Raw genomic sequence first — 12,438 nt, 5'->3', positions numbered from 1 at the left:
ACCGCCCGATGAAGACCCGCGCCGCCGTCGCCTGGGAAGCCGGCAAGCCGCTCACCATCGAGACCATCGAGATCGGCGGCCCGAAGGCCGGCGAGGTCCTGGTCGAGGTGATGGCGACCGGCATCTGCCACACCGACGCCTACACGCTCTCCGGGCTGGATTCGGAAGGCAAGTTTCCCGCGATCCTCGGCCATGAGGGCGCCGGCATCGTCCGCGAGGTCGGCGCCGGCGTGACCTCGCTGAAGCCGGGCGACCATGTCATCCCGCTCTACACGCCCGAATGCCGCAGCTGTAAGTCCTGCCTGTCGCGCCGGACCAATCTCTGCACCTCGATCCGCTCGACGCAGGGCCAGGGCGTAATGCCCGACGGGACCAGTCGCTTCTCCTGCGACGGCGGCGAGGTGTTCCACTATATGGGCTGCTCGACCTTCTCCAACTTCACCGTCCTGCCCGAGATCGCACTCGCCAAGGTCCGCGAGGACGCCCCCTTCGACAAGATCTGCTATATCGGCTGCGGGGTCACCACCGGCATCGGCGCGGTGATCTACACCGCCAAGGTCTGGCCGGGCGCCAATGTCGTGGTCTTCGGGCTCGGCGGCATCGGTCTCAACGTGATCCAGGGCGCCCGCATGGTCGGCGCCGACAAGATCATCGGCGTCGACATCAACCCGGCCAAGCAGGAGATGGCGCGCAAGTTCGGCATGACCGACTTCATCAACCCGAAGGAGGTCGGCAACGACAAGGTCGTCCAGGCGATCGTCGATCTCACCGGCGGCGGCGCCGACTTCTCCTTCGACGCCACCGGCAACGTCAACGTCATGCGCCAGGCGCTGGAATGCTGCCATCGCGGCTGGGGCGAGTCGATCATCATCGGCGTCGCCGAGGCCGGCAAGGAGATCGCGACGCGCCCGTTCCAGCTCGTCACCGGCCGCGTCTGGAAGGGCACGGCCTTCGGCGGCGCGCGGGGCCGCACCGATGTGCCCAAGATCGTCGACTGGTACATGGAGGGCAAGATCAACATCGACGACCTGATCACCCACAAGCTCAGCCTCGACGAGATCAACCACGGCTTCGACCTGATGCACGAGGGCAAGTCGATCCGGTCGGTCGTGGTCTATTGAGGCGCCGCGTTACCGCCGCATCAGCAGGGCAATACACCCTGTCATTCCGGGGCAGCGCATAGCGCTGAACCCGGAACCCACGACCAGTGTGACCTTTGACAACGCAACCGGGGACAATCGCCCGGTCATGGGTTCCGGGTTCTTCGCTTCGCGAAGCCCCGGAATGACAAAGGTCGCGCAAGCAGAAGGAACGCCCCATGGAACTCCTCTCGGCCTCGAAGGCCTTCGGCGGCTCGCAGCGCGTCTATCGCCATGACAGCGAGGCCTGCGCCTGCCCGATGACCTTTGCGATCTACCTGCCCCATCAGGCGGAGGAGGGCCCGGTTCCGGTGCTGTGGTATCTCTCGGGGCTCACCTGCAGCCATCAGAACGTGATGGACAAGGGCGAGTATCGCGCCGCGGCCGCCGCCAACGGCTTTGCCGTGATCTGCCCCGACACCTCCCCGCGCGGCGAGGGCGTGCCCGACGAGCCCGGGAACTGGCAGTTCGGCTCGGGCGCCGGCTTCTACCTCGACGCCACGCAGGAGCCCTATGCCAAGAACTACCGCATGGAGAGCTATATCCGCGACGAGCTGCCGGCACTGGTCACCAAAAACTTCCCGCTCGACATGACGCGCCAGGGCATTTTCGGCCATTCCATGGGCGGCCACGGCGCGATCACGCTGGCGCTGAAGAACCCCGGCCGCTACGCTTCAGTCTCCGCCTTCGCGCCGATCAGCCAGCCCTCGACCGCCGGCTGGTCCCGCCCCGCCTTCGAGAAATATCTCGGCACCGACGAAGCCGGCTGGCGCGCCTATGACGCGACGCTGCTGATCGCGGACGGTCATCGCGTCCGGGACCTGCTCGTCGACCAGGGCACTGCGGACGGCTTTCTCGAGGAAGGCCTGCGCCCGCAATTGCTGGAGGTCGCCTGCGCTGCGGCCGGCATCCCGCTGCAGCTCACGATGCGGGAGGGCTACGACCACTCCTACAACTTCGTCTCGACCTTCATGGCCCAGCACATTGCCTGGCATGCGGAACGCTTGAGCGCCTAGCAGGCCGGGAACGCCCCGCGTTTCCTCGCGTTTCGGTGAAGACGCCGACACGCTGGGGAACACATCATGGCCAAGCGCAGACTGCCGCAGAGCGACCGCTCGTTTTTCACGCGCCTGTCGCAGGCGGTCTCTCAATGGGCGGGCAAGCCGCAGACCTTCGTGGTCGCGGCAGGTCTGATCGTGGTCTGGGGCTTGTCGGGCCCGATCTTCGGCTTCAACGACACCTGGCAGCTGGTGATCAACACCTCGACGACCATCGTCACCTTCCTGATGGTCTTCATCATCCAGAACAGCCAGAACCGCGACACCGCGGCGATGCAGATCAAGCTCGACGAGCTGATCAACCGCATCGAGGGCGCGCGCAACGAGTTGCTCGATCTGGAGGAGCTCGACGCCGACAAGATCGAGGAGATCCGCAAGGAGTTCGAGGCGCTGGCCGGCAAGGCCCGCCAGGCTTCGCGGGAGACTACGACGCAGGCGGCCGCTCAGCCCTGACAAGAGCCCGGTCGGAGCTTTCAGCGAAAAGTAAGGTTAGCGCTTAAGGTTAAGTGTCGGTTAGGAAATTGCTGCCACCGTCTTCGCGTTGGGTAACTCGCGCGGCCTTGCGTTCTTTGCGCCGCGCAAACGCGAAGGACACTGCCATGGGCAGCCTGAAATCTCTTGCGCTGGCGGGAGCCCTGGCTCTCGGCGCATCCGCAGCGGCCCAGGCCGCCGACCTCGCCTACGCTCCGCCTCCCCCGCCCCCGGAGCCGCTCGGCCTCAAGGGCACGATCACCAGCGGCGTCTACCTGCGCGGCGACATCGGTGTCGGCGTCCAGAGCATCGGCAAGTACCAGCAGGATGATGTCACGCAGTATGGCGGCAGCTTCTTCGGCGGCTCGAAGAGCAACGCAGCCTTCTTCGGCGGCCTCGGCATCGGCTATCGCTTCAACAACTGGTTCCGCGCCGACATCACGGGCGAGTATCGCGGCTCGTCCTCGATCGGCGTCAACGACACGATCTACAACCCCTTCGCCCGCGGCCCGCAGACCAACACCTACAAGGGCAACCTGACCTCGCTGGTCACGCTGTTCAACGGCTACATCGACCTTGGAACCTGGAACTGCCTGACGCCCTATATCGGCGGCGGCATCGGCTTCGCCAACAACCGCATCGAAGGGCTGACCGACCAGGGCATCGTCTACGCCAACTACCCGAACGGCCCGATCTCGCCGACGCTGGGCAGCGCCGCCAGCGGCTCCAAGACCGGCCTCGCCTGGGCCCTGATGGCCGGCGTCGGCTACGAGGTGAACAAGAACCTGACCCTCGAATTCGGCTATCGCTACCTGAACCTCGGCGATGCCCGCTCGGGCCGGATCACCAACGCCTTCGCCGCCGAGACCTACGCCCCGCTCAAGGCCAAGGACATCGACAGCCACGATTTCCGCATCGGCATGCGCTGGAACTTCGGCGATCCGAATTGCTGCGGCACGCCCGAGCCGGTCGCCTACGCGCCGGCGCCGGTGGTGCGCAAATACTGAGCCGGGCAACCGGATCAGAACAGCGAAGCGGCGCGGATCATCTCCGCGCCGTTTTTGTTCGCGCTCAGCGCAGCAGCGACTGCCCGGTCATCTCCGCCGGCTGCGGCAGGCCCATCAGCGCCAGCAGGGTCGGCGCGATGTCGGCGAGGCGCCCATCGGCCAGGGCGTGCGCCTGCGATCCTTGCTCTTGGCCCTCGATCAGCATCAGCGGCACCGGGTTGGTCGTGTGGGCCGTATGAGGCTTGCCCGTGACGGGATCGACCATCAGCTCCGCATTGCCGTGATCGGCCGTGACCAGCAGCGCCCCGCCCTGCCGCAGCACCGCGGCCGCGATGGCCCCGAGTCCCGTATCCACCGCCTCGGCAGCCTTGATCGCGGCGGCGAGCATGCCGGTGTGGCCGACCATGTCGGTGTTGGCGAAATTGAGGATCACGAGATCGTAGCGGCCTGACTCGATCGCCTCCACGGCCTTGGCCGTCAGTTCCGGTGCCGACATCTCCGGCTGCAGATCATAGGTCGCGACCTTGGGCGAAGGCGCCATCACCCGGTCTTCCCCCGGATAGGGCGTCTCCTCGCCTCCGTTGAAGAAATAGGTGACGTGCGGATACTTCTCCGTCTCCGCCATGCGGATCTGCCTGAGCCCGGCCTTGGCCACCGTCTCGCCCAGCCCGTTCCCGAGCGTCTGCGGCGGAAACAGCGCCGGCATCACCTTGTCCAGCTCGGCGCTGTAGGAGGTCATGCTGACAGCCTTGGCGAGATGCGGCACCCGCGGCCGCGCGAAGCCGGCGAAGTCCGGCTCCAGGACCGCGTTGAGAATCTCGCGGATGCGGTCGGAGCGGAAGTTGAAGCTGAGAATCCCGTCGCCGTCCTTCATGCCGTCATAGCTGCCGATCGCGGCCGGCAGGATGAACTCGTCGGTGACGTTGCCGGCGTAGGCGGCAGCGATCGCGGCCTGCGCATCGGCGAAACGCTGTCCCTCGCCCAGAACCATCGCCCGCCAGGCCTGCTCGACGCGCTCCCAGCGATTGTCCCGGTCCATCGCGTAATAGCGGCCCGAAAGGCTGGCGATGGCCGCGCCCGCGGGCAGCGCCGCCTCGAAGGTCCTGACATAATCGGCCGCCGATTGCGGCGGCGTATCGCGCCCGTCGGTAAAGACGTGGACCTTCACCGCGATGCCCTGCGCGGTGACGATCCGGGCAAGCGCGACGGCATGATCCTGATGCGCATGGACGCCGCCGGGTGAAACGAGGCCGAGCAGATGGCAGGCGCCGCTGCTGGCCTTCAGCGCCGCGATCAGCCCGCTCCCCGCCAGAGCCTGCGCGATCGAACCGTCCGTGATCGCCTGGTTGATCCGCGGCAGGTCCTGCATCACCACCCGGCCCGCCCCGAGATTGAGATGGCCGACCTCGGAATTGCCCATCTGCCCTTCTGGCAGCCCGACATCGAGGCCGGAGGTGCGCAGGAAAGCGCGTGGCGACGAGGCCCAGAACCGGTCGAAATTCGGTGTCCTGGCCAGCTTGATCGCGTTGTTCTCGGACTCCTCGCGCCAGCCCCAGCCGTCGAGGATCATCAGCATTACGGGACGAGGCGGCATCGGCGGAACCCTGTCTGGACCAAGTCCCGCTGCCGATACCACGCCAGGAGCAGCCGACGCGAGCGCTATGGCGACGCGGCGCTTGGAAGAAAGCCCTCCTCCCGCCCGCCGGCCAGAGCGTCGAACGGCGCGTCGAGCGTGAACAGCAGTCCGCCCGGCAGAAAGACGCTGGCCGTCCCTTCCCGTGCGCCGGGAAAGGAGCGGGCGATCAGCCGCGAGCCGAAGCCGCTGCGCGAAGGCGGCGTGACCGGCGGTCCGCCGCTCTCCTGCCAGCGCAGGCGGAACTGGTGCACGCCCTCGATTTCGTCGACGCGCCAGCTCAGTCCGACGCGCCCGGTGGCATTCGACAAGGCGCCGTACTTCACCGCATTGGTGGTCAGCTCGTGCAGGATCAGCGTCAGCGCCAGCGCCGCTTTCGGCCCCAGCACGATATCGCCGCCCTCGACGTCGAAGCGCCTGCTGTCGCCCTGGATGCCCATGATGCTGCGCACGATATCGACGATGTTGGCGTCCGCGCGCTGGCCGCTGACCAGCAGGTCATGCGCCCGGGCGAGGGCTCCGAGGCGGGCGGTGAAGGACTCGTTGGCGGCCTCCAGCGATGCGGCGCTGCGCAGGGTCTGCGAGGCGATGGCCTGGATCATCGCCATCGTGTTCTTCACGCGGTGGGCCAGCTCCTGCATCAGCAGCCGCTGCTCGGCTTCCGCCTCCCGCCGCTCGGTGACGTCGCGATGGGCGCCGACGAGGCGCTGCGCCCGGCCCTGCGCGTCACGCTCGATCTGCGCAACCGCCGAGATCCAGCGCACCTGCCCGTCGGAGGGCCTGACGATCCGGTATTCGGCCTGGTACTCCATCGCATCGCCAGCCAGCGTATCGCGGAAATGCTTGTCGACGGCGGCGCGGTCTTCCGGATGGATCCGCGCGACCCACGCCTCATGGCTCTCCTGCGCCGCATCCGGCGGCAGGCCGTGGATCGTGAGATATTCGGGCGAACGGCGGTTTCGGAAGCCCGACCGCAGATCGACTTCCAGCCCGCCGATTCGCCCGATCCTCTGCACCTGCGCCAGTTCCCGCTCGCGCCGGCGCAGCAGTTCCTCGGCCTTCACCCGCTCGGTGGTCTCGGTCAGGATGGCGAGTACACCCACGGTCACCCCGGTTTCGTTGGGGATCGGGCTGTAGTCGATATCGAGCCAGACCTCTTCCGGGCGCTCATTGCGATAGAGCACGAAGGAGAGATCGCGGTAGGACAAGGTCTCGCCGGCGAAGACGCGCGTCACGACTTCGCGGTTGTAATCCGCGACTTCCGGCCAGCCTTCATAGGCGCTCATCCCGAGGATTTGCGGATGCCGTGCCCCGGCGATCGCGGCATAGCCGTCATTGTAGAACATCAGCGCCTGCTCGCCCCAGAGCAGCACCATCGGCGACGGCGACGGCAGGATCAGCTGGAGCGCCTTGCGCAGCACCACCGGCCAGTCGGCTGGCGCACCGAGCGCCGTCTCGGCACCCGTCCAGCCGCGCAGGAGGTTAGCGACCGCGCTGTCCCCGGCTGGCCAGATCCGCTGATCCATGGTCGCTTCCTCGGGGGCACGGAGATCGGTCATCGCCTGTTGCCGGCACATCTTTCGTAGCCGCCAGTGGCCTTCATCCGCAAGACGCGCGCCACCAGCTTTTGCCGCAGGGTTAGCAGCATCGGCCAGAGGATCCCCTGTCAAAAGACAGACCGGGAACATCGCCGCTTCTGCTGTGCATCGCAGCCGCCACGCTGCTGAAACCTCTTGGCGAGGCTCACGCCTTCGGCCAGTGTCGCCGCGGCTTCGCCCCGGGAGCGACGGAGCCTCACATCGACCCGAGGGACGGATGCCGACCGATATCGAGATCGCGCGCGCCGCGACGCTGAAGCCCATTGCCGCGATCGCCGAGACAGCCGGCATTCCGGACGAAGCGCTCAACCCCTATGGCCGCTTCATCGCCAAGGTGGAGACCGGCGCGATCCCGGATTTCGCATCACGTCCTGACGGCAAGCTGATCCTGGTCACCGCCATCAGCCCGACACCAGCCGGCGAAGGCAAGACCACCACCACGGTCGGCCTCGGCGACGGCCTGAAGCGCATCGGCCGCAAGACGATGATCGCGCTGCGCGAGCCCTCGCTCGGCCCCTGCTTCGGCATCAAGGGCGGCGCGGCCGGCGGGGGCTATGCCCAGGTCGTGCCGATGGAGCAGATCAACCTGCACTTCACCGGCGACTTCCATGCCATCACCAGCGCGCACAACCTGCTCGCCGCCCTGATCGACAACCATGTCTACTGGGGCAACGGCCTGGGCCTGGACACGCGCCACGTCGCCTGGCGCCGCGTGCTTGACATGAACGACCGCGCCCTGCGCTCCATCGTCTCATCGCTCGGCGGAGCCGGCAACGGCTTCCCGCGCGAGGACGGCTTCGACATCACCGTCGCCTCGGAGGTGATGGCGATCTTCTGCCTTGCCAGGGACGCCGCCGATCTGGAGGCGCGCCTCGGGCGCATCGTCATCGGCCGCACCCGCGACAAGCGCCTCGTCACCGCCGCCGACCTCAAGGCCACCGGGGCCATGAGCGTCCTGCTCAAGGACGCGCTGATGCCGAACCTCGTCCAGACGCTGGAGGGCACGCCCGCTTTCGTCCATGGCGGCCCCTTCGCCAACATCGCCCATGGCTGCAATTCGGTGATCGCGACGAAGGCGGCGCTCAAGCTCGCCGACTACGTCGTGACCGAAGCGGGCTTCGGGGCCGACCTCGGCGCCGAGAAGTTCTTCGACATCAAGTGCCGCAAGGCGGGCCTGAAGCCGGCCGCCGCGGTCGTCGTCGCCACGGTGCGTGCGCTCAAGATGCATGGCGGCCTCGCCAGGGACGCGCTCGGCGGCGAAGACCTCAAGGCGCTGGAGGCGGGGCTCGCCAACCTCGCCCGCCATGTCGGCAACATCCGCAAGTTCGGGGTGCCGCCGATCGTGGCGATCAACAACTTCACCAGCGACACCGCCGCCGAGCACGAATTGATCCGCTCCTTCTGCCGCAATCATCTCGGCGTCGAAGCCGTGATCTGCCGCCATTGGGCGGACGGCAGCGCCGGTACCGAGGAGCTTGCCCGCAAGGTCGCCGCACTCGCCGACGAAGGCGAGGCCGACTTCGCGCCGCTCTACCCCGATGCGATGCCGCTGCGCCAGAAGCTCGAAACGGTCGCCCGCGAGATCTACGGCGCCGAAGGCGTCAGCGTCCCGGCAAAACTGGAAGCCCGTTTCGCCGAGCTGGAGGAGGCCGGCTTCGGCGACCTGCCGGTCTGCGTCGCGAAAACCCAGTACTCCTTCTCGGCCGACCCGGCGCTGCGCGGCGCTCCGTCGGGCCACACCGTGCCGCTGCGCGAACTGCGGCTCTCGGCCGGCGCCGGCTTCGTCGTCGCGATCTGCGGGGACATCATGACCATGCCCGGCCTGCCGCGAGAGCCGGCCGCCGAGCGCATCCATATCGATGCCCAGGGGCAGATCGAGGGGCTGTTCTGAGGGCGGCTCGCGACCGTCATGCCCGGGCTTGACCCGAGCATCTCGTGCCGGACGCGGCTCCGGCGCCTCTCTTTCCGCCATTCTCGGGTCGCCGTTTCATGGCGTCCGAGAATGGCGGCTGTACCTCAGGCGAAATCCAGCTGAACCTTGATCGCCTTCGACTTGTCGGCGGCGAGGTCGAAGGCCTCGACGGCCCGCTCGACCGGCACCGTGGCGGTGAGCAGCGGCGACAGGTCGATCGTGCCCGAACCGATCATGTCGACCGCCCAGGCGAACTCCTCGTGGAAGCGGAAGGAGCCGCGCAGCTCGAACTCCTTTGCGACGACGACGTTCATCGGCAGCGTGAACTGGCCGCCATTGCCGATCTGAACGATCGTCCCGCCCGAGCGGACCACGTCGAAGGCGCCCGTCAGCGCGTGCTGGTTGCCAGAGGCCTCGAACATCACGTCGAAGGCGCCCTTCTCGGCCCCGTATTCTTCCTTGAGCCGATCGGGCTCGGCCATGACGTTGATCGCAGCCTTGGCGCCCATCTTGAGCGCCACCGGCAGCGGCCCGTCGACCACGTCGGTCGCGACGATCTCGGCCGCGCCTGCCGCCTTGGCCGCGACGATGGTGAGCGCGCCGATCGGCCCGGCCCCGGTGACCAGCACGCGCTTGCCGAGGAGCGAGCCCGCGCGCTTGGCGGCATGCAGGCACACCGCCAGTGGCTCGGCGAAAGCAGCCTGGGACGAGGTCACGCCCGGCGCCACCTTCACCGCCTGCCGCTCTTCCACCACCAGCACGTCGCGGAAGCCGCCCTGCACATGCGGAAAGCGCATCGCTGAGCCGTAGAACAGCATGTCGGTGCAATGCTGCTGCAGGCCCATCTGGCAATAGCGGCAATGGCCGCAGGCGCGGCTGGGATTGACCGCGACGCGGTCGCCCGGCTTCACCCGCGAGACCTCCTCGCCCACCGCCTCGACCCGGCCGGCGATCTCGTGGCCGAGGATCAGCGGCTCGCGCACCCGGATCGTGCCGAAGCCGCCGTGCAGATAATAGTGCAGGTCTGAGCCGCAGATGCCGCCGGCCTCGATCCGCACGCGCACGTCATGGGGCTTGAGCCCCGGGGCGGTGGTCTGCTCGACGCGCAGATCCTTCTCGGCGTGGATGACGACGGCGCGCATGGTTTCAGGCCTCCCGATGATGCGGGGATGACGACTGCCGCATCGTTGTCTAATCGATTGAAAGCTGCTTACCCAAGCAGGCGCTCAGAGCGCAAATCCAAACTGCCATCCGAAGACGGCATTCCTGAGGGACCGGTCATGTCACTGTCGCTGTTCAGCCTGGAAGGCAAGATCGCCCTGATCACCGGATCGGGCCAGGGCATCGGGCTCGCCATGGCGGAAGGGCTGTCGGAGGCCGGCGCCCATGTCGTCCTGAACGGCCGCGACAAGACCAAGCTCGAACGGGCCCGTAACAGCCTCGCCGGCGCAGGCCGCAAGGTCTCGGTCGCGGCCTTCGACGTGACGGACCAGCCGGCAGTCGAGGCGGGCATCGCCGCGATCGAGGCGGAGATCGGTCCGATCGACATCCTGATCAACAATGCCGGCATGCAGAAGCGCGCGCCGATCACGGAATTCCCCGTCGAGGGCTGGCACGAACTGATGAACACCAATCTTCACGCGGTGTTCTACGTCACCCAGGCTGTGACGAAGCGGATGGTGCCGCGCAGGCGCGGCAAGATCGTCAATATCGGCTCGGTTCAGAGCGAACTCGGCCGGCCGACCATCATCCCCTACACGGCCTCGAAGGGCGCCGTGAAGATGATGACCCGCGGGCTCGCTGCCGAACTCGGCAAGCACAACATCCAGTCCAACGCCATCGGCCCCGGCTATTTCGCGACCGAGCTCAACGCCGCCCTGATGGCGGACGAGGCCTTCTCGAGCTGGCTCTGCAACCGCACGCCGGCCGGCCGCTGGGGCGAGACCAGGGAGCTGATCGGCGCCGCGATCTTCCTCTCCTCGGCCGCATCGGACTACGTCAACGGACATCTGCTGATGGTCGATGGCGGGCTGACCGCGGTGGTGTGAGCAAGTCAGGCGTCATTCTCGGGCGAAGCAAAGCGCAGACCCGAGAATCTCAGCAGGAATGATGCTCGGGTCGAGCCCGAGCATGACGCAGCCTGATCAGGCCGCCGCCTTCGTCACCGCCTCGACGACATCGTCCACCGCGCGCTCGACGAGGTCGCGGTCGTCGCCCTCCGCCATCACCCGGATCAGCGGCTCGGTGCCGGAGGGGCGGATCACGAGGCGCCCGCTGGCCCCGAGCAGCTGCTTGGCCGCTTCGATGGCGCTCAGCACGGGCTGCTGCTCCAGCGGCTTGCCGGCCCTGTAGCGGACATTCTTCAGGATCTGCGGCAGCGGCTCGAAGCAGTGGCAGACCTCGGAAACGGGCTTGTCCATCCGCTTCACCACGGCGAGCAATTGCAGCGCCGCCACCAGCCCATCGCCGGTCGTGCCGAAATCGGAGAGGATGATGTGGCCGGACTGTTCGCCGCCGAGGTTGAAGCCGTGGTTGCGCATGTGCTCCAGCACATAGCGGTCGCCGACCGCGGTACGGGCCAGCGAGAGCCCCAGGCCGGCCAGGTAGCGCTCCAGCCCGAGATTGGACATCACGGTGGCGACGATGCCTGGCGCCGAAAGCCTGCCATCCTCCAGCCATGAGCGGGCGATGACCGCCATCAACTGGTCGCCGTCGACGACCTGGCCCTGCTCGTCGACGATCAGCACCCGGTCCGCGTCGCCGTCGAGCGCGATGCCCACATCGGCGCGCAGCTCGCGCACCTTGTTCACCAGCGTGGCGGGATGGGTCGAGCCGACCTCGCGGTTGATGTTGAAGCCGTCCGGCTCGACGCCGATGGTGATGACCTCCGCCCCCAGCTCCCACAGAGCCTCGGGCGCGACCTTGTAGCCGGCGCCGTTGGCGCAATCGAGCACGATGCGCAGGCCCTCCAGGCTCATGTTGCGCGGCATGGTGCGCTTGGCGAATTCGACATAGCGGGCGGCGGCGCTGTCGATGCGCTTGGCCCTGCCGAGATCTTGCGAGGTCGAAAGCCGGGGCCCGAGATCGGCATCGATCAGCGCCTCGATCTCGCGCTCGACCTCGTCGTTGAGCTTGTAGCCGTCGGGACCGAACAGCTTGATGCCGTTATCCTCATAGGCGTTGTGGGAGGCCGAGATCATCACGCCGAGATCGGCCCGCATCGAGCGCGTCAGCATCGCCACCGCGGGCGTCGGCATCGGCCCGAGCAGCATCACGTCCATGCCGACCGAGGTGAAGCCGGCCACCATCGCGTATTCGATCATGTAGCCGGAGAGCCGCGTATCCTTGCCGATCACCACCCGGTGGCGGTGGTCGCCGCGGCTGAAAGCGAGCCCCGTCGCCTGGCCGACCTTCAGGGCAAGGTCCGGCGTGATCACGCCGTTGGCCCGCCCGCGAATGCCGTCCGTCCCGAAATATTTGCGTGTCATTCCGATGTGATTCCAGCAGGCATCGTGCCCGGTTTCCTGCCTTCTATAGCCAAAACGCCTCACCGCCTTCTCACAAATTGTGACGGAGGGTGACAAGTGGGCAGCGGCCAACCACAGGAATTGGCCGCTTGC

Annotated in this window: 10 protein-coding genes; 6 read left to right on the top strand and 4 right to left on the bottom strand. The window is 67.3% G+C overall.

Annotation, left to right across the window (positions count from 1 at the left end):
- Window positions 1-8 precede the first annotated feature (8 nt).
- The 4 genes from BW981_RS10635 (at window position 9) to BW981_RS10620 (ending at window position 3,675) form a co-directional block, all read left to right on the top strand.
- Window positions 9-1,121, top strand: coding sequence for an S-(hydroxymethyl)glutathione dehydrogenase/class III alcohol dehydrogenase (locus tag BW981_RS10635; RefSeq protein WP_076438876.1), 1,113 nt, complete (start codon window positions 9-11; stop codon window positions 1,119-1,121).
- 197 nt (window positions 1,122-1,318) lie between these two features.
- Window positions 1,319-2,155, top strand: coding sequence for an S-formylglutathione hydrolase (gene fghA / locus BW981_RS10630; RefSeq protein ID WP_076438874.1), 837 nt, complete (start codon window positions 1,319-1,321; stop codon window positions 2,153-2,155).
- Window positions 2,156-2,221: 66 nt separating this feature from the next.
- Window positions 2,222-2,650 carry a low affinity iron permease family protein gene (locus BW981_RS10625; RefSeq protein WP_076438872.1) on the top strand — a complete coding sequence of 143 codons (429 nt, stop codon included), beginning with the start codon at window positions 2,222-2,224 and terminating at the stop codon, window positions 2,648-2,650.
- Between the two features lie 146 nt (window positions 2,651-2,796).
- The gene (locus BW981_RS10620; RefSeq protein WP_076438870.1) at window positions 2,797-3,675 is read left to right on the top strand and encodes an outer membrane protein; all 879 of its coding nucleotides are present in this window, start codon (window positions 2,797-2,799) and stop codon (window positions 3,673-3,675) included.
- Window positions 3,676-3,739: 64 nt separating this feature from the next.
- On the opposite strand, the gene gpmI is transcribed toward BW981_RS10620, so the two are convergent.
- The gene (gene gpmI, locus BW981_RS10615; protein ID WP_244560287.1) at window positions 3,740-5,269 is read right to left on the bottom strand and encodes a 2,3-bisphosphoglycerate-independent phosphoglycerate mutase; all 1,530 of its coding nucleotides are present in this window, start codon (window positions 5,267-5,269) and stop codon (window positions 3,740-3,742) included.
- Between the two features lie 65 nt (window positions 5,270-5,334).
- Entirely contained in the window at window positions 5,335-6,834 is a 1,500-nt protein-coding gene (locus tag BW981_RS22555) for a sensor histidine kinase (protein ID WP_175624091.1), read from the bottom strand.
- A gap of 289 nt (window positions 6,835-7,123) precedes the next feature.
- Between BW981_RS22555 and BW981_RS10605 the strand changes: the two genes are divergently transcribed.
- Complete coding sequence (locus BW981_RS10605; RefSeq protein ID WP_076438864.1) at window positions 7,124-8,797, top strand: formate--tetrahydrofolate ligase; 1,674 nt, start codon at window positions 7,124-7,126, stop codon at window positions 8,795-8,797.
- Window positions 8,798-8,922: 125 nt separating this feature from the next.
- Here the strand turns inward: BW981_RS10605 and BW981_RS10600 are convergent, their stop codons facing one another.
- Window positions 8,923-9,960 carry an L-idonate 5-dehydrogenase gene (locus BW981_RS10600; RefSeq protein WP_076438862.1) on the bottom strand — a complete coding sequence of 346 codons (1,038 nt, stop codon included), beginning with the start codon at window positions 9,958-9,960 and terminating at the stop codon, window positions 8,923-8,925.
- A gap of 138 nt (window positions 9,961-10,098) precedes the next feature.
- Between BW981_RS10600 and BW981_RS10595 the strand changes: the two genes are divergently transcribed.
- Window positions 10,099-10,866, top strand: a complete 768-nt coding sequence (locus tag BW981_RS10595) for an SDR family NAD(P)-dependent oxidoreductase (protein WP_139333718.1) — start codon at window positions 10,099-10,101, stop codon at window positions 10,864-10,866.
- A 96-nt stretch (window positions 10,867-10,962) separates the two neighbouring features.
- Here BW981_RS10595 and glmM read toward each other — a convergent pair whose 3' ends face one another.
- Window positions 10,963-12,306, bottom strand: coding sequence for a phosphoglucosamine mutase (gene glmM, locus BW981_RS10590; protein WP_076438860.1), 1,344 nt, complete (start codon window positions 12,304-12,306; stop codon window positions 10,963-10,965).
- Window positions 12,307-12,438 lie beyond the last annotated feature (132 nt).

It is taken from the genome of Allobosea sp. TND4EK4 (assembly GCF_900156025.1).
Classification (GTDB): domain Bacteria; phylum Pseudomonadota; class Alphaproteobacteria; order Rhizobiales; family Beijerinckiaceae; genus Allobosea.
This window is presented reverse-complemented; position numbering and strand designations above follow the sequence as displayed.

Coding starts and splice junctions, on each gene's coding strand:
- BW981_RS22555 (WP_175624091.1), bottom strand. CDS start 6,834: ATGGATCAGCGGATCTGGCCAGCCGGGGACAGCGCGGTCGCTAACCTC.
- fghA (WP_076438874.1), top strand. CDS start 1,319: ATGGAACTCCTCTCGGCCTCGAAGGCCTTCGGCGGCTCGCAGCGCGTC.
- BW981_RS10635 (WP_076438876.1), top strand. CDS start 9: ATGAAGACCCGCGCCGCCGTCGCCTGGGAAGCCGGCAAGCCGCTCACC.
- BW981_RS10620 (WP_076438870.1), top strand. CDS start 2,797: ATGGGCAGCCTGAAATCTCTTGCGCTGGCGGGAGCCCTGGCTCTCGGC.
- BW981_RS10605 (WP_076438864.1), top strand. CDS start 7,124: ATGCCGACCGATATCGAGATCGCGCGCGCCGCGACGCTGAAGCCCATT.
- BW981_RS10625 (WP_076438872.1), top strand. CDS start 2,222: ATGGCCAAGCGCAGACTGCCGCAGAGCGACCGCTCGTTTTTCACGCGC.
- gpmI (WP_244560287.1), bottom strand. CDS start 5,269: ATGCCGCCTCGTCCCGTAATGCTGATGATCCTCGACGGCTGGGGCTGG.
- glmM (WP_076438860.1), bottom strand. CDS start 12,306: ATGACACGCAAATATTTCGGGACGGACGGCATTCGCGGGCGGGCCAAC.
- BW981_RS10600 (WP_076438862.1), bottom strand. CDS start 9,960: ATGCGCGCCGTCGTCATCCACGCCGAGAAGGATCTGCGCGTCGAGCAG.
- BW981_RS10595 (WP_139333718.1), top strand. CDS start 10,099: ATGTCACTGTCGCTGTTCAGCCTGGAAGGCAAGATCGCCCTGATCACC.